General features: G+C 39.3%; 14 protein-coding genes. 5 read left to right on the forward strand and 9 right to left on the reverse strand.

Annotated elements, in window-relative coordinates; genetic code table 11:
* Positions 1 to 9: 9 nt before the first annotated feature.
* From AABJ44_RS14705 to AABJ44_RS14740, 8 genes are all read right to left on the reverse strand, one after another.
* Positions 10 to 408 (reverse strand): Rid family hydrolase, encoded by a 399-nt coding sequence (locus tag AABJ44_RS14705; protein ID WP_074644169.1) that lies wholly within the window; start codon positions 406 to 408, stop codon positions 10 to 12.
* Positions 409 to 774: a P-II family nitrogen regulator gene (locus AABJ44_RS14710; RefSeq protein WP_074644166.1), complete on the reverse strand. Its 366-nt coding sequence runs from the start codon at positions 772 to 774 to the stop codon at positions 409 to 411. It lies immediately after the preceding gene.
* A gap of 42 nt (positions 775 to 816) precedes the next feature.
* Positions 817 to 1956, reverse strand: coding sequence for a tyramine oxidase subunit B (locus tag AABJ44_RS14715; protein WP_074644163.1), 1140 nt, complete (start codon positions 1954 to 1956; stop codon positions 817 to 819).
* Between the two features lie 147 nt (positions 1957 to 2103).
* On the reverse strand, positions 2104 to 2928 hold the full coding sequence (locus AABJ44_RS14720) for a helix-turn-helix domain-containing protein (RefSeq protein ID WP_074644162.1): 825 nt from the start codon (positions 2926 to 2928) through the stop codon (positions 2104 to 2106).
* Positions 2929 to 3046: 118 nt separating this feature from the next.
* Positions 3047 to 4192, reverse strand: coding sequence for an NAD(P)/FAD-dependent oxidoreductase (locus tag AABJ44_RS14725; protein WP_338369772.1), 1146 nt, complete (start codon positions 4190 to 4192; stop codon positions 3047 to 3049).
* Position 4193: 1 nt separating this feature from the next.
* Entirely contained in the window at positions 4194 to 4508 is a 315-nt protein-coding gene (locus AABJ44_RS14730) for a (2Fe-2S)-binding protein (protein WP_074644157.1), read from the reverse strand.
* Positions 4509 to 4523: 15 nt separating this feature from the next.
* The gene (locus AABJ44_RS14735) at positions 4524 to 6107 is read right to left on the reverse strand and encodes an FAD-dependent oxidoreductase (protein WP_338369773.1); all 1584 of its coding nucleotides are present in this window, start codon (positions 6105 to 6107) and stop codon (positions 4524 to 4526) included.
* A gap of 19 nt (positions 6108 to 6126) precedes the next feature.
* Positions 6127 to 6450 carry a (2Fe-2S)-binding protein gene (locus tag AABJ44_RS14740; protein WP_074644152.1) on the reverse strand — a complete coding sequence of 108 codons (324 nt, stop codon included), beginning with the start codon at positions 6448 to 6450 and terminating at the stop codon, positions 6127 to 6129.
* A 199-nt stretch (positions 6451 to 6649) separates the two neighbouring features.
* Here AABJ44_RS14740 and AABJ44_RS14745 point away from each other — a divergent pair, with 199 nt between their 5' ends.
* The 5 genes from AABJ44_RS14745 (at position 6650) to AABJ44_RS14765 (ending at position 17912) form a co-directional block, all read left to right on the forward strand.
* Positions 6650 to 7576 (forward strand): DUF2156 domain-containing protein, encoded by a 927-nt coding sequence (locus AABJ44_RS14745; RefSeq protein ID WP_338369775.1) that lies wholly within the window; start codon positions 6650 to 6652, stop codon positions 7574 to 7576.
* Positions 7570 to 8085: a hypothetical protein gene (locus tag AABJ44_RS14750; protein WP_338369777.1), complete on the forward strand. Its 516-nt coding sequence runs from the start codon at positions 7570 to 7572 to the stop codon at positions 8083 to 8085. The genes AABJ44_RS14745 and AABJ44_RS14750 overlap by 7 nt, the downstream gene beginning before the upstream one ends.
* Positions 8086 to 8127: 42 nt before the next feature.
* On the forward strand, positions 8128 to 9549 hold the full coding sequence (locus AABJ44_RS14755; RefSeq protein ID WP_338369778.1) for a diguanylate cyclase: 1422 nt from the start codon (positions 8128 to 8130) through the stop codon (positions 9547 to 9549).
* A 16-nt stretch (positions 9550 to 9565) separates the two neighbouring features.
* Positions 9566 to 15694 (forward strand): alpha-2-macroglobulin family protein, encoded by a 6129-nt coding sequence (locus tag AABJ44_RS14760; RefSeq protein WP_338369779.1) that lies wholly within the window; start codon positions 9566 to 9568, stop codon positions 15692 to 15694.
* A 133-nt stretch (positions 15695 to 15827) separates the two neighbouring features.
* Positions 15828 to 17912, forward strand: coding sequence for a transglycosylase domain-containing protein (locus AABJ44_RS14765; protein WP_338369781.1), 2085 nt, complete (start codon positions 15828 to 15830; stop codon positions 17910 to 17912).
* A gap of 1 nt (position 17913) precedes the next feature.
* Here AABJ44_RS14765 and AABJ44_RS14770 read toward each other — a convergent pair whose 3' ends face one another.
* Entirely contained in the window at positions 17914 to 18288 is a 375-nt protein-coding gene (locus tag AABJ44_RS14770) for a desulfoferrodoxin family protein (protein ID WP_074644138.1), read from the reverse strand.
* Between the last annotated feature and the right edge of the window lie 103 nt (positions 18289 to 18391).

Raw genomic sequence — 18391 nt, forward strand, 5'->3', positions numbered from 1 at the left:
ATAGTTCTCCTATTCTTCTAATTCAGTTCCAATTGCAGCCGACATTTCAACTTCTACCAGTTGGGTCGGCCTGTTAAGTTTTGCAATTGTAACGCCAGTACACAAAGGCATAACATCGTGAAATATTTCTGTATAAGCAGCCATTCCAGCCTTTTCGAATTCCGGAGTCTGAAAGATTCTTACTTCAAAAACATCTTCTTTCTTTCCGCCAGCCTGTTCTATAATCTTGACCTGTTTTTCAAGAATATATTTGAGCTGAGCATAAGAATCTCCTTCTCCATATACGGAACCATCAGGCTGAACTGCTGTTGTTCCACCTACAAAAATAAAATCACCTATGCGGACTGCACGGGAGTAACCAGCTTTCTGTTCCAGCGGTGCTCCCGATGAATAGTTCTTTCTTTTCATTTATTTCTCCGTTGACAGCAGGGCATCCATACCTTCTTCTCCAGTACGAACACGAACAATATTTGTAACATCAGAAACAAAAATCTTTCCATCTCCAATGTGACCTGTGTAAAGTTCTTTTTTCAGGAACTCAATTACATCAGGGACTTCATCAGTTGGAACAACCATCATTACAACTTCCTTTGGAAGAAGCTGGATTTCCTTTTTTTCTTCAACTTCAAATTCCTGAGTTCCATGCTGAACACCACAACCCAATACCTGGTAAACTGTCATACCAGTAATTCGGAATTTTCCCAAAGCACTTTGAAGGGCTGCAATTTTTGAAATACCTGTAATTACTTCTACTCGACTAAACTTTTCTTCCATAAGTAATCTCCTTTTTCTGTGATATCTTTATCATCAGTTTTTTTATCTTAAATCTGGTGTCTCCCACAGATTTAACTTTGTACCAATACCTTTTTCCAAGGCATTTCGATAAACAATTGTTCCCCAGGCAACATCTTCAACCGGCATACCACCAACTGAATAAACTACGATTTCCTTTGGATCACGATGTACAGGTATTTTTCCTGTCAGGATATCTCCCAAATCATCAATCTGTTCACGCTTCATCTTGCCTTCTGCAATCAGATCTTCAACATGAACTGCAGGAATTGGAACAGTCTTATAAGCTTCTGGCGCATATTCTTCTTCCCAAGCTTCATACAAGGCAATATTGTCTGTTACAGTTCTTGCTCTGTTGATTATGAAGTCATCATCAAATCTAAGGGCTGCTGTGGAGCTGATGATTGTACCTGGCTTTATCCACTCTTCCTTGATGTATGGATAAATACTTGTATCGCCGGTAGTTGGTGTAGATGTGCTGACAGAAATAATATCTGCATCTCTACAAGCTTCTTCTATTGTATCTACTGCATATACTTCTTTTACTGACGGATAATCCTTCTTTGCGTCAGCAATAAATTTTTCAAGGCTTGCCTTACCTCGGCCTTTTACCTTGATAACTTCAATTCCTGGCCGTACTGCCATTGCCGCTGCAAGAGCTGTCTTGCTCATAACTCCAGGTCCTACAATTCCAATTACCTTAGAATCTTCTGGAGCAAAATACTTATAACCAACTCCCGGAACTGCACCTGTTCGATAAGCAGAAAGAATGTTTGCACTCATATAAGCCAAAGGTGCTCCAGTATCCTTATCATTCAAAGTCAGCATAAGAATTGAACGTGGTAAACCTTTTTCCCTGTTTTCTGCGTTTGAGCCATACCATTTCATTCCTGCCATATCAAATTTTCCACCAAGATATGCAGGCATTGCCATAAAGCGGCGGTCTGGGCCATCTACAGGCATTTCTGGGAATGGTGAACTTGCCGGGAAGGTAACCATTGTTCCGTGAGAGTTACCATTTGCACCTCCCATTCTGTAGTTTCCAACTTTCATAAGCTTGAACATCTCTTCCATTGCTTCGATGCAGCCCTTCATATCTTTTACCCCAGCTGCAATCATGTCCTGTTCATTAAGATATAAAAAGTCAATTTTTGGGTATGCCATGTTAATCCTCCTTCTAGAAACAAAAAAGGCGCCGGATTTTCAAAATAATCCAGCGCCTTTGCTTTGCCCTTGTTTTTATAACTTATGAATGGATACTACAAATTATCTCCAATGTATAATTGTAAAAAAAGGAACTATTAATTCAAACTAAATATTTTTAATAGAACTAATATATTTTTTGTTTTCTACTTCTTCCGCATATTCTCCTGGAGTCTTTCCGGAAAACTCCTTGAATTCATGAATAAAATGAGCCTGATCATAAAAATTATATTCTGAAGCAATACTTGTAAAACTGTCTCCAATTCCCTTGTTCATATCATCTAATAAAAACTGAAATTTTATAGAATTACAAAGCTGTTTAGCACTTAAGCCAAGTTCTTTATCAAAAATCTTGTTGATATATCTGGAAGAATAGCCGGACAATTCTTCTAATTCGCGGACTTTTACTATTCCCTTACGTTGAATAATTAAATCTGAAATCTGCTTGAATAAAGTATCTTTGGTATCTCCATTTTCATAAGCCTGGAACTTTGAATATTCCTGTAAAAAGGTTAGCATGCGGCTGTTAAAATTCTTTTGTTCGCCCATTTTTTTACAGAAGTCTCTGGTAGAAAGTAAATCATCTAATATAACGATATTTCCAACTAATTCCTTTGGGGTATATTCTTTTACAAATTTTGTAACACTTGGCTGAAGTCTGACACCAAAATAGTCTGCATTCTTTTTGACTGAAAAAGTACGCTTTTCAACTGTAATTCCAATCAGATGTGTTCTCACACTTCCATCTTTATATTCAAAGATTAAATTACTGCAGCTGTCTACTAATAAAGGCAGTGTAATATCCTGACTTGAATTATTTGAAAAACTGAAGAAATGTGAAATGCCATTTTCGATTAATATATGCTGACAGAAGTTATCTGATTCCATAACAAAATATGGCTGAATTGAAATAAGGGCCTGGTTCTTTTTCACGGGAAAAATCCTTTAAAATAAAAAAAAGTGCAAAGGTATATATGGGGTTACCCAAGTACACCTTTGCACCAATGTTCCAAAGTATGCTGGAAAAAGAACCCTTTGTCAATTTCTTTTGCTATTTTGCCGGCTTGAATCTGTCGTATCTCAATGGACTGATATCTGCCGGGCAGGAACCTGTACAGATTAATTCTGCAATGTTGTAAGCTGCTGCAGGTCCAATTCCAAAACCATGTCCTGTAAAACTACATTCAACATACAGCCCCGGAACTTCATCTACCTTACTTACTGTTGCACATCCATCCACACAGAAATCTACATATCCGCCCCAGGCGCGAACAATCTTTGCATTTTCCAGCATTGGGAAATACCCCAGGATTCCACGGCTTGTTGCACTAATCATACTTGAACCAACCAGTGGATATGAATCATCTATATGAGCAGGACATTCATCAAAACCATCTGTTCCACCCATTACAAAAGAACCATGCTTTGTCTGATGTCCGTAGAAATCGGCCATGGCAGTACCAAGCATTTGCCTGAACATCTGAGGTTCAGCTTCTGTAACAAGACAAGTAACCGCACGTTTATGCATTGGAATAGTTATTCCTACAGTTTCAAGAATTGCATTACTTTCATAACCTGCAGCAACTACTACAGTCTCGGCTTCAAAGAATGTTTTTTCATCACCTTCTCCAGCTTCAACACCTGTAATCTTGCCAGCTTTGGTAACAATTCGGCTCACTGGAGCTCCTGTTATAAAATCAGCTCCCAATTCACGAGCCTTTTTATAATATCCCAAAGTTGTAGTCAGAGGGTTTGCATGACCGTCTGTTGGACACCAGGAAGCACAGGTAACTTCATCACTTAAATAAGGATTAATCTTTTTTACTTCTGCAGCATCAATCATTTTTACTTCGACACCGCAGGCATTCGCTCCATCAGCGAGTTTCTGCAAAATAGCCTTATGCTGATCATTTTTACCTAAACGTAAGTTTCCTTCCTGAGTGTATTCTGTATCAACTCCAAGTTCTTCACTTAAGGTTGGCCAGATATTCTGAACTCCCCATTTCATTAATGGTAATTCTTTTGGGTTACGTCCTGATTGTCGCACTCCACCACCATTGCGGCTGGAACCACCGTTTCCAATATAATCACTTGCTTCAAGAACAATTACTTTTTTTTCTTTCTTTGCAAGATAATAAGCTGTAGCGTTTCCTACTATTCCAGCACCTATAACTATAACATCAGCCTTTGTCATCATATTACAACACCTCCGAAGCAAGCGTTTTCATTTCTGTTGGTCTTATAGGCCCTCGACTTGTAGCCGGATTAATAAGAGCAGGACTTACTTTTTGTTCTGCTGCAACTATTCCTTTTACAAGCTTAGAACAAGTCTGCCCCTGACAAAGCCCCATACCTGCTCTTAAATATCTTCTTATTTCCTGCATTGTAAACATTCCAGCATGAACAGCTTTTCTTATTTCGCCTTTTGTAATTTCTTCACAACGGCAGATAATCATGTCATCATCTGGCATTGGAACAAATTCTCCTATATCTCTTGATCTGTCATTCATCATACAGCGGTCTCCTTTTTATTTTTCCAGGCGCCAGAAGCGAGCCTTATATCCATATTCATTTGGAACTTTCATTGTAAGAAGATGAGTATGATCAAAAGCTCCTGCACTTCTTACTCCAACAATCTCTGCATCACATAAAGCTTCACCACTTCTACTCAAAGCCTTTCCAACAGTTCCCTTTTCAGGAAGCGGCAGGAATTCGTAAGGAAGGGTTATACTTGTAAATCCAGGTTCAAAATCTTCATGAACAAGGAATATTGCCTGTCCGGAACATGATGCTACACACATACCGCAGCCTGTACATCCACAATTATCTGGAGCAACAACAGGAAGTGCCGTAATACAGGAACCAATCTTAATGCAATTTTTCTTACATGCATCCTGACATGGGTTACAAGGAATATTCTGTGTACATTCAATTACCGGATGGATTCCCTTCTGATGGGTTACTCCCGGATATCTTTCAATTTCATCTTCTGCAACAAAGCCCTTAGTTAAAAGATTCATTGAAGTTGGTATTCCTTCATCAGTTTTTTCAATCAGCTTGCCACGGTTAGCTGGAGCAAACATTCCCTGACGCAGACTGTCCAAATCTTTTGCATAGACAGTTTCTGTTTCTGTCATAACCTTTTCTTCTGTAAAGCCAAGCTTGTAGGCTGCCCTGAGTCCTGCCATTCTTCCTTTAATCATGGCTGAACTTGCTTCTTCTATTCCACTTACATCTCCTGCTGCAAATAAACAAGGAACAGAAGTTTCGCCATATTCATCAACAATTGGAACCTGGCCGCCACGTCTAGGATTATCTTCCATTTTGCAGCCAGACATTTTTAATAACTGACTCATCGGAGACAAACCAACTGCAACGCAGACTGTATCAACATCTAATTCTATTTCTGTTCCAGGAATAATTTTGAAGTGTTCATCAACCTTGCCAATAATTACACCTTCAACCTTTTCAGTACCAATAACCTTTTTGATTGTATAACCAAGATAGAAAGGAACTCCTGTACGAGCAACCTTTGCCGCATGAACACCATAACCGCCAATTCTAGGAGCCGCATCAACAAGTGCGACAACTTCGCAGCCAGCCTGAAGAAGCTGAAAACTTACTACCAGACCAACGTTTCCACTTCCAAGCATTAAAATCTTTTTTCCAGGCTTTACACCATGAAGATTCATCATTGTTTGAGCAGCACCGGCACCAATTACTCCCGGCAAAGTCCAGCCTTCAAATGGAACCATATTTTCTGCTGCACCAGTTGCAATAATTACGCTATCTGCCTTGTAATGATGTACCGCTCCATCGTGATTAACAGTAACTTCCTTATTTTCAAAGATTCCAATAACAGTCGCATTAAGCTTTACCTGAACACCTGCATCAGAAGCTTCCTTAAGAAGTTCTGTTCCAATATTAAATCCCCTGATTTTTGCTTTATGCTCTTTTGAACCAAAGAACTTGTGAATCTGCTTAAAAAGCTGTCCTCCGGGTTTATGATTTTCATCAAAAACCATTACAGACATTCCACGCTTTGCCGATTCTATTGCAGCACTAAGTCCGGCAGGACCTGCGCCTACTACTATTAAATTATATCTTTCCATAATACATCTCCTGTTTGCCTTACCAAGTTTTTTCAGCAGAACAACCATATTGTGTCTGCACTTTCATTCCTGCTTTTAATGGAGTTATACAAGTTCGTGTATTTGGAACACCATCCACAACCATTACGCAATCTGTACATCTTCCAATTGCACAGAAAATTCCTCGTGGTTTATGCTGTTTTGAAGTTTCGCGATGTTTAAGAATTCCTGCGGCTCGTAAAGCAGCAGCAATAGGTTCCCCTTCGTACCCCTGCATTTCATTACCATCTAAAGTAAATGTCACCAGAGCACCTTTTTCAGGAACCCCTAATATTGGATGTTCTGTTATTCTTTCAGTTTCCATATTGCATCTCCTGCTTTTCTTTCTGATAGACTAACTATAGTTTTGTTATGAATTTTGTACTTGTAAAAATTGGAACTAATGGGATTTGATTTGGTGGTAAAGGGGGGAAAGTTAAAAATTTTGTTTTAATTGATTTTGTACAATTTATTTAGACTTTTTAACTTGTTTTTGTTATTCTATATCAGTAACTTTTATGTATATGAATCTTCTTGATTTTGAGTATTTGAGAAATAACCTTGATACTTCAAATTTGTACGGCAGCGATTCTTGTATTGCAAATCTTTTTTTACTGCAGACTAAGTACAATACTGAACTCAAAATTAAAAATGGTATTTTAATCCGATATTATTATGGTGATGAAAATCGAACCGGATATGGATTTCCGATTCCAATAAAATCAGCAGATAAGTCGGAAAACTGGCTTTCAGACGCCATAAATGTATTAATTGATGATGCACATTCGCAGAATCGCCCCTTGAGTTTTTGTATTTTGACTCAGGAACAGAAAAATCAGCTCGATGCATGTTTTGCTACTGATTTTCCGCACCTTAGCGCTGACTGGAAAACTAACCGCGATGACTGCGATTATGTTTATCTGCGTGAAAATCTTGCTGAACTTCCGGGCTCGCATTATCAGAAAAAGCGAAATCATATTTCGCGATTCAAACGTACTTACGGCGAAAACTGGGAGTTTAAGGCCTTCCCGGAAAATGATATTGCGGCTGATATTCTTCAGGTTTCTCATAAATGGTTTGCAGAAAAACACGGTGAATCTGACCAGATTCTTCAGCTTGAACAGCAGAGTATTGAGCTCGCGCTAGAAAATGCAGAACTTTTGGGATTGCGCGGCGGCGTTCTTTATATCAACGGGGAGCCGGCCGCTATGACCCTTGCCGCACCAATTTCTAATGATGTTATTGATGTAATTTACGAAAAATCCTTTGGCGAATTCGAGAAAAATGGTGCCTACGCGGTAATAAACCAGCAGTTTGCCCGCCGTTGTCAGGATTTTCTTTACATTAACCGCGAAGAAGACATGGGCGTAGAAGGTTTACGCAAAGCCAAACTCTCTTATAAGCCAACGATGATTCTCGAAAAATTTTATTGCGGGGGTCTCATATGCTAAGTTCAATCCTCGCAAAATCCACCTGCGCAGCCTGCAAATTCTGCTGCAGCTTCCGCCGCCAGAGCCTCTGGGAAACCCCGATTTTTGACGAAGAAACCATGAAAAAGCTTCAGGAGCTCTATCCGTCAGCTAAATTCCGCCCTGCAGGAAATAGCGGCCATTCTTACACCTTCGACATTTCCGACGCATACAAAACACAAGACTCCGAAGAAGAAGCACTCTGCCCCTTCCTTGACCCAAACCACGGCTGCGCACTTCCGCCAGAACTCAAACCCTTTGACTGCAAAATCTGGCCGCTCCGGGCAGTTAAACAACCCGAGCCCGAAAATTCCAAAAAACTAGCCGTTGCCCTCACTCCAACCTGCCCTGCAATCAATAAGGTTCCACTTGAACGCGTCCGCGAACTTGCAGAATCAGGTCTCGGCCAGCAAATTCTCGACTACGCAGCCTCACATCCCGACATAATCAAAGAATCAAGCGAATTTCTTTCAAATATCATCTATAAATAAATTCATAGCAGAAAACTTTATTTGCATTTATAATGATATGTTATGGGACATAACAGTTCAGAAACAAAATCTTATGATATTTCCACGCTCAGCCGTCTGATGAAAAAGGATTTAATCTTTGTTATTGCTGTTTTCCTTATTCTGCTTTTGATTTTTACTGACATAAGTATTTACGAATCCTTTGGCTCCGTACGATCCAGAAAACTCGAAGCTTATAATCTTGCAGCATTATGTTCCTCAGAAATTGAACGCAACTGTATTCACACCTTTCAGATAAATGGAATATTTGCTTCCCTGGTAATGCTTGATGAAGCTAATCAGAAGAATTTTGAAGAAATGGCAGCCCGCATTCTCCCGGATTTTCCCGCAGCAGATTGTGTTCAGCTTGCACCCAATGGAATTGTTTCTTCAGTTTACCCGCTGCAAGGTAACGAAAAAGTCTTTGGCCATAATCTTTTTGAAGATGAAAAACGCGCCGATGAAGCTTATAAAACAAAGGCCAGCGGCATAATGACAATAGGCGGTCCATATCCTCTTATACAGGGAGGAGACGGATTTATCGGCCGTCTTCCTGTTTTTCTGGATGATCAGAAAACACAGTTCTGGGGTTTTGTAAATGTAGTAGTTCGTGTTTCGAGAATCATTGAAACAATGAATATTTCTACAATGGAAAGCCGCGATTATGTTTATTCAATTTATAAAATAAGTGACGTTACAGGAAATCGTACCCATATTTACGGAACCGACCTCGAAAAACTTCATAAACCAATCAGCGTTCGCATTGATATGCCTAACGCACACTGGGAACTTGCAATTGCCCCAAAAAGCTTCTGGGTAAACATACATCTTGTAATCGTTCTAACTACCCTTTCTCTTCTTTTGATTTGTGCCTTTACAATTCTAACCCTGCTTTTCTTAAAACTCCGTCAAAGCAATATTCGTCTTGCACAGGTTGCAACATTAGATCAGCTTACTGGTCTTTATACAAAACAAACAGCAATTTTCACACTAAAAAAAGAAATTGATTATGCAAAACGTAACGGAAGCCAGGTTGCTGTGTGTTTTATAGATATGAATAATTTCAAACAGATAAATGACAGATTCGGCCACACCGTTGGCGATACCGCGCTTGCTAAAGTCGCAAAACGTCTTATGGAATCTGTCCGACCAGAAGATATTATAGCCCGCTTTGGCGGCGATGAATTCATAATCATCTTCAGGGGAAAAAATACCGGTACAGATTATCAATCTACCGTTGAACGAATAAGAACCGTTTTAAATGTTCCCGCTAAGCTTTCTGCCCATGTACTTGCAGATATTTCAGCTTCAGTTGGTCTTGCAGTTTATCCTACCAATGGAAACGGAGTTGAAGAACTTATAGCTTATGCAGATAAAGCTATGTATAAAGAAAAGGCCCGTATGAAGCAGGCCGCAAAAATCGAAACAAATATTGAAACCATATAAAAAGTCAGAGGTTGTTATGAAAAAATCCAGTTTTCTCTTTTTGGCTGCTGTTTCAGCTATCCTAACGTTCGGTAGTTGTAAAAAAGCACAGGCACAAAGTTCAGATTCCCTGATGTCTAAATCAGATATCTCTTCCCAGGGCTCTCCTGAGTATAAGGAAAGGAATTCTCTTAATCTGAACACAGATAGTACCAATCAGGTAGATTATGATTCAATCAAAAAATTCTTCACATTGGATTATACTCCTGAATATCCTGATTCAGCTTTTGCCCCTGCAGAAGATTCTAAAAAATCAAAGAAAAAAACTGCAGATAAAACTGAAGAAAGTAAATCTTATATTCCAGGAATCAGAAAGCTTGCTGACTACGTCACAAAATATATGACTAAAAAAGCAAACCTTCAGGATTACAAACCAAACGATGAACTGGAAGAAGACGATAATACAAAAGAGTTCTATATAGAAGACTGGGGTCCTCAGGGAAAAATCGTTGCAGGTGAAAATCATCCATCTTTCTATGTAATTTTCTCACGCCCTGTCCGTTCTCTTCAGGCCTTAGACAAACCTCAGTCTACTTCAGACATAATGACTATTGAACCTGCTCTCCCTGGAGTATTCCGCTGGTATGGAACAAAACATCTCAGCTTTGAATCAGATATTCCAGCCGATCCTACAATTCAATATACAATCAAAATAAATCCTTCTATTAAAACTCCAGATGGAAAAAAACTTACAGGTGATACAGCCTTTACAACTCAGGCAGAACCGGTTGAAGTAATCAACCTTTGGGGTGGATATATTAAAGACAGCGACTGTGCATATAACTGGAATACCGGAGCTCTTCCTCCTTATGAAAACCGCTTTGTTATGCGCACAAATTATACAACCACACTCTCAGCAATTAAACAGAACCTCACTGTTTTAGTAGATGGTACATCCGTTATTTGCGACATTCAGCCTGTTTACAAAGACATTTTCCATATGTGGTCTAACCATGCAGATTTTGATGAAGCAGCAGGCCGCACAAATACCTATCTTGTAGAAATCAAAAGTGATGTTCCTCATAACACACTGGTTGAAGTAATAAATACAAACGGAAAATCAGAAAGCTACAATACACTCATGACCTTTACAATAGAAGAAGTTGGTGAAATGACAGAATATTCTTCTGCAAAATACACCTGGCCTCTTTCAGTTTATTTCTCTCAGGTTCCAGATAAACAGACCCTCATAAACAATATTACTTATGATAACAATCTTCCTCTTAAAGAAGAAAACATTGTAATAAACGGCCGTTCAGTTAAAATCTGTAATCTTCCTTTTGACTATAAACAGGAACATACAATCACCTTTAATTCAGAAATTAAAGATAAATACGGTCAGAATCTTTCACTTAAAAAAGCAACATATAAATTTAAGACACCAGAAGTAAAGGCTTATGTAAGATATCAGAATCATGGCACTACAATGCTCGAAGCACAATTCCCTCACAAAATGATTTTTGAACATCAGAATCTTATTTCGGGAACTTATGCGCTTCAGAAAACTGACCGCCCTGCTGGAAACGGATATTATGCCTTTAATAAAGACAAGTCTTACTCCAAGCTTTTCGACCTGGGTAAAAAGAATCAGCGTAATTTCCAGGAACTCGATTTAGAGCCTTACCTTGATGACGGCTATGGCTTTGTCAGTTTTGAAAGTACTGCAAAATATAAAGAATACAACTACTGGCGTGAAAAATATGAAGATGAAACTTCTTCTATGAGCGGTGTTGTTCAGGTAACAGACCTTGGTATTACAGCGCGAATGTCTATTAACAAAGCTGTAGTAATGGTACGAAGTCTTTCAACCGGAAAACCAGTTGAGAACGCTGAAGTTTATATTGTTCATAATTTAAATGATTATCAGACCTGGGTTGACGGCTCTTATGTTCCAAAGAAGATTTTTGTGTACGGAGATGAATCAACCTATGATAAGATGATTGCAAAAGGCCAGACAGATAAGAATGGGCTTGCTGTTATTACCTACGATGAAAAACAGATTAAAAACATTCAGAGTGATAACCGTAATGCTTTTGTTTATGTTGTAAATGGTAAAGATAAAGCTGCTTTTGCTCCTTCTTCGCATAACACCTGGCGTGCTGGAGTAAACACAGGTTCTATGGACAGAGCACGTACTCCTCAGCAGAGAACCTTTATGTTTGTAGACCGCGGAATTTACCGTCCGGGAGAAATTGTTACCTTCCGTGGAATCGACCGCGATCAGCTGCTCGGTTCATTTACACCTCACAGCGGCTGGTACTCAATTACAGCAAAAGGATCCTGGTGGAACTCAAAAGAAATCATTGAACCAATTGCAGGACAGCTTTCAGAAACCGGAGGCTTCTATGGTTCATTTAAAATTCCTGATGATATAGAACGCGGTATTTATAGTCTTGTTTATTCACGTGAAGGCGATTCAAATGAAACAGCAACAATCCGATTTACAATTGCTGATTTTGAACGTGTAAAATTTGAGTCATCAATTACAGTTCCAGAAATCACATATTTCAGTGGCGATAAACTCACTGCAAACCTTTCTGCAGACTATCTTGCCGGAGGTTCTCTTAGCGGAGCCAAATATGATATTTCATGGTATAAGCAGGCAACAACTTTTAAAACCTCAGAGCCGGAAGCAAAAGGTTATTCATTCTATACAGGAGTTTATCCAGACAGAATTTATTATTCAAATGATACAGGTACTCTTGGTGTAGACGGTACAGCCGCTCTCATTTGTGAATCAGAAAAGATTACAGATGGTGCTCCTTATATCTACCATGTTGAATCAGCAGTTACAGATATTTCAAATCAAAGAATTGCAGCTTCAAATGATATTTTTGTTAATGCTGCTCAATTCTATGCTGGTATTGGTAAAGCACAGAATATCAACGGTTTTGCAAAATCTGGAACAAAGCTTGATATTCCTTATATCCTCGTAACACCAGAAGGAAAAGTCATGAAGGAAAGTGATGTACCTCTAAAAGTTTCATCACTTGAATATTCACTTTCTCATGAAGTCTGGACAATGGTTCATGAACAGAGCGTTGACGACACAATCTATACACGTTATGAACGTTCAGATGTAGAAGATGCCAGCGGAGAACTTAAAGCCCTTGCAAAAGGAATCATCAATATTACTCCAAATACAAGCGGCTGGTACACACTCACACTCACTGGAAAAGACAACCGCGGTGGAAAAGTAATCTGTAAGAGTGAATTCTATGTTACAGGAAGCGGCTCAAGCTGGTTCGATCAGTACAATTCAAATTCACTTAAACTTACTCCAGATAAGTCTCAGTATAATCCGGGAGAAACTGCCCACGTACTTCTTGAAAGCCCGCTTCCAGCTGGCGACTATCTGATAACAGTAGAACGTGAAGGAATCTTTACAGAAGAAATCCGTCACTTTGACAACGGAGCCGAAGTCCTCGATATTCCTGTTGCTGGAAATTATGTACCTGTTGTTTATCTCTCAGTTTCTTCTTACTCAGAACGCCATGGCGCACCAACACATAATTATGGAGAACCAGACCTCGACAAACCGAAAGGCTACTATGGAGTTACACCTATTCTCGTAAATCCTTATGTACGTTCTTTCTCTGTTAAAGTTGAATGTGATAAGCCAAGCTACAAACCTGGAGATATGGCAACAATTAAGTTCACAGCAACAAAAGGCGGAAAACCTTATGAAGGCGCTGAACTTACAGCTATGGCCGTAGATCGTGGAGTTCTCGACCTTATAAATTATCATGTTCCAAATCCAATCGATTTCTTCTACAGCAAAGAAAATTTCCCTCTCAGAGTTTATGGTGGAGACTCACGTGCTTATCTTATGGACCCTGTAACTTACAGTGTTAAAAATCTGATGGGTGGAGACGCACTTGCAGAAGACGCAGAAAAGGAAGACGAACGAAAGGATTTCCGCCCGACAGCTTTTTTTGAACCTGTTCTTGTAACCGATAAAAATGGTGAAGCAACCCTTACCTTTAAAATGCCAGACAGCCTTACAACTTATCGTATTACTGCCTTTGGCGTAAAAGATGATTTGTTTGCTTTACAGGAAGAAGAGGTTAAGGTTCAGAACCCAATAAATATTCAGCAGGTTCAGCCACGTCGTCTCCGTGAACGCGATACTGCAGAATGTGGAGTTCTCATTACAAACCTTGATAAAAACGGACAGAACGTAACTGTAAGCCTTGAAGTGCTTTCTCCAGATAAAGATACTGCACAGGATATTCTTGAAGGCCGCAAAACAATTCCTGGAAAAGGTTTTGTTGATGGCGAGAGTTCTCACACAGTTTATGTTGCCTCTGGACAGTCCAGCGTAGTTTATTTTGATGTTGCAGCTCAGACAGAAGGAACAGTAAATCTTGTTTATACAATTAAATCTGATATTCTGAATGAAAAACTTATTTCACCGATTCGTATTGAAAAGACCTTTGTATATGAAACCGTTACTATGACCGGAACCATTTCTGATGGAAGTAAAGGTCTTGAAAAAGAATCTCTGATAATTCCTGGTTTTGCAAAAGAAGGCCGGGGAGATCTTAAGTTTACTCTTGATGCTACACGACTTGGTGTACTTGGCAGTTCAGTTAATTATCTCTTTGATTATCCTTATGGCTGTCTTGAACAGCAAAGTTCTCGCATACTACCGTTAGTTTGTTTCGGCGAATATATTGATGTCTTTGGTATGAATTCAAAACTACTGAACATAAAAGACTGTATCACAAGCTTTACAAAAAAATGGAAGGATTATCAGCATGAAGACGGAGGTTTTGGTTACTGGCCGGATTCATACTATTCTTCTTCATTTGTAAGCATGCGTATTTTATACATCTATGCACTTGCAATGCAGCGGGGTTATACACCAGAAGATATTCCTATCAATGTAAAGAAACTTTCAAAATATGTTTATGATAGAATTCTCGATTATAAATCTCATGTTACTAATTCGAACTTCTATGATTACGATATGGCTTTTGCCTGCTATGTTTACAGTCTGCTGAATGATACTTCCCTCAATTCTGTTCGTGAAGCACTTTATGGCAGAGCAGATGAACTTACTCTTGATTCACTTGCCTACCTTTCGTTAGCTTATCAGAATTCAGGTAAAGCAGCAGATACAGAAAAGGCAAAAATCATTAACAAGAAAATCCGCCCATACCTGCAGCCAGATCAGCGTAGTGTCACCCTCTCGAAAAAAGCAAAAACGGGTTACTGGTTCTGCTATCAGAATGAAACAGTTCAGTATGCAGCAATCCTCTCTGCTTTTGTATCAGAAAATCCGAACGACAATCTTGTAGACAAATTGATTTATACACTTTTGAAAAAACAGTCTCGTGGTTACTGGCAGAATACAATTACAACTTCTGCTGTGCTTGAATCAATTTATACCTACATTCAAAAGCGCGATCTCGACTCTACAGACTATACTGCTACAGCTTCACTCAATGGTCGTCAGCTCATGAAAGAAAGTTTTAAAGGCGCAGCAGCTAAACCTAAAACTTTGAGCCTGCCTTTTGAAGATGATTTTATCTCTTCGCTTTCACGCGATAAGGCTATACCACTTGTATTTGAAAAGGATGGCGACGGTTACTTATTCTATACTGTAGAAATGAGATACGCCCTTCCAGATGAAGCACAGGCCGCACGCGATGAAGGTTTGAATATTACTTATGAAATCACAGATTTTGAAACTGGTGAACTTATAAATATTTCAAAAGATACCTGTGATGTAACTCTTGAAAGCGGCAAACTTTACAAGGCTAAGGTTTTTGTACAGACCAACCGCACAAGAGAATATGTTGCAGTTCGTGCACCAATTCCTTCTGGTGCAGAAATTCTAGACTTTACTCTTGTAACAACAGGTTCTGCAGCTCAGAGTAATAATTCACAAGGCTGGCGAAGCTGGATCAGTCACAAGAATATAACTGATAACGAAGTGCAGTTCTTCTGGGATGAAATGCACAGCGGCCGTTACTTCTTTGACTTTACATTCCGTGCTGTACGCCGTGGTATTTATCCTACTCCACCAGTTCAGGGTGAATGTATGTATGAGCCGGAAACCTTCGGCCGCAGCGATGGATATCTGTTTATAATTAAGTAGAATGCTTCGCTGTCGTTTACAGAAATTACGGTGCTCCCGCCGGCTTATTCGTGCGGGTGCACTTATCCTTATCCTTCTCTTTGCTTTTCCTGTGGTACTGCGCCTCGTTCCATTTCCTGAGCTAACGGAATTTATGGCGCAGGAATACAGTTGCAGGATTTACGACCGCCGCGGCGAGCTGATTCAGGTAACGGCGCTTAAGGGCGGTGGACGAAGAGAATTTACACCTCTTAAGGAAATTCCTAAAGATCTCCAGAAAGCTTTTCTGAAACAGGAAGACCGGCGTTTTTATTTTCATCACGGTGTAGACTGGTTTTCTCTTTTACGGGCCGCCTCGCAAAATCATCAGTCAAAAAGAATAGTCCGCGGCGGCTCGACAATCTCAATGCAGCTCGCCAAAGCAATAAACAAGGACACCTCTTTAAATTTCCGCCGTAAGTTCTCCGACATCTTTACCGCTTACCGTATAGAAACAAGACTCAGTAAAAAAAAGATTCTCGAACTTTATTTAAACTCAATTTATTTCGGAGCTAACTCTTATGGCGTAACTTCAGGAGCACGTTCTTTTTTTGGCTGTGAACTTTCACAACTCAATAAAGGTCAGCTGCAGGTTCTTTCAATAATTCCCCGAAATCCGTCTTTTTATAATCCAGTTGCATTCCCTGAACATTTTAAAATTTACTCAAAAGAAATTGAGCAGGCTGCTCATACAGCGCATTTTTATAAATATCCTTTTAAGCTTCCTCATTTTATAAATTATGTTATTTCTGATTTTAAAAAGAATAATCAAAAGCTTCCCTATAAACTTACTACTTCCATAAATCTTGAAATCTCTCAAATGGCAGAAGATTTTTTAAGGGAAGCTCTCGAAGAAGCACGACCTTCAAGAATCACAAATGGTGCACTTTTGCTATTAGATAACTCAGACGGCTCCGTACTTACCTGGCTCGGTAACGGAGACTTTTTCGACTCTGAAAACTCTGGGCAAATTGACGGCGTTCTTGTAAAGAATCAGCCTGGAAGTTCAATGAAGCCTTTCCTTTATGCACTCGCTATTGAAAACAACATACTCCAGCCAGGTACAGTTCTCGCAGATGTACCAACTGAATTTGGAAATGAAAAACTTTATATTCCTGAAAATTTCAACAACCGGTTTAATGGTCCTGTCCGCACACGAATAGCACTTGCATCCAGTCTTAATGTTCCGGCCGTTTCAACACTTAATAAACTGGGAGTAAAAGCTTATCTCGAAAAACTTTACGAACTTGGTTTTGAATCTCTTCGTGAAAATGATGCCGGACTTAAAGCAGATCTCGGACTCGCTCTTGGAGCAGGAGAAGTTTCATTAAAGGAACTCGTTCCTGCTTTCAGTGTCTTTGTAAAGGATGGAACATATTTACCATTAAACTATAACAATCAACTAACTAACGGTCGTCAGTTGTACACAGCAGATACATCGCGCATTATTACATCAATACTTTCTGATAAAGGTGCACGTGCTCTTGGTTTTGGTTATACACAAACATTTCAAACTGACTACCCGTCTATTTTTAAAACCGGGACATCCAATCAATATCAAAATATTATTGCGCTCGGAGCAACACAACATTTTACGATTGGTGTATGGATGGGAAACTTTTCCGGTAACACAGTCATTGGAAAAACAGGATCTTCACTTCCAGCCTGGGTTGCTAAAAACATTCTTGATAAAATTGAAAACTCGACAACTCCATTCCCTGAACCAGAACACTGGCATAAAGAACGTATCTGTTCCCTTTCAGGACAGAAAGCATGTTCAAACTGCCGGGCGGTAGTTACAGAATATGTTAAAGATGGTACAGAACTTCCAGATTGCAGCTGGCACACATCCCTGTCAGATTCAAAGGAAATATCAACCATCTATCCACCAGAATATCAGCAGTGGCTTCGTTCTCGTCCTGATAAGGGCTTAATTGAATATGCATTATTGCCGCTTACCTTTATTACTCCAAAACAGGACTCCCTGTTTTTCTACAGCAGTCTCAATAAAAATCAGCAGGCTATCCCATTTGAAGTAACCGGTGGTTCAGAATCAACTCTGGACATTTATTATGATGAAAAAAAAATCGCCACAATCGACCGGCCGTTTAACTTTTCACTTCCGGTAAATCGTGGCGATCATTCATGCCGCGTTCAATGCGGTAACGAAGAACTCATATTGAATTTCAGTGTAAAATAATTTAGCACTTCCAAAGTTTATGCAGATTACAGAACTCCCAAGCACCTTCTACTTTTTCTCCATCAAGAAGTGCAAATTCTGCTTTAGGTTCATCACCAGGCTTAAGCTGCTTTTTCTGAATTCCTTTATTTGTTGCAATTACAATCCACTCAATATAATGCTCTGGAAGCATTGGATGAGCTACTGAACCAACACTTACAGTTACCTTATTTCCTTCTACATTTACAACAGGAACATGCTTTTCAACTGCAGCATCAGTTGTTCCTGGAACAAGTTCTACCATACTTTCACCACAACATACTGTAGGAACTCCGGTATCTTTTACAACTACGATAATCTTACCACAAACTGTACAGTAATAAAATTTCACATCCATTTTTTTTATCCTCCTGATAAATCATATTATTAAAGGGTACATAAAGAATTCTCATTTGTCAAATATAAGTCGATTTTTCTACCGATATATATAAAAGTAACAT

Origin of the sequence: Treponema bryantii (assembly GCF_036492245.1) — a bacterium.
Taxonomy (GTDB): domain Bacteria; phylum Spirochaetota; class Spirochaetia; order Treponematales; family Treponemataceae; genus Treponema_D; species Treponema_D bryantii_C.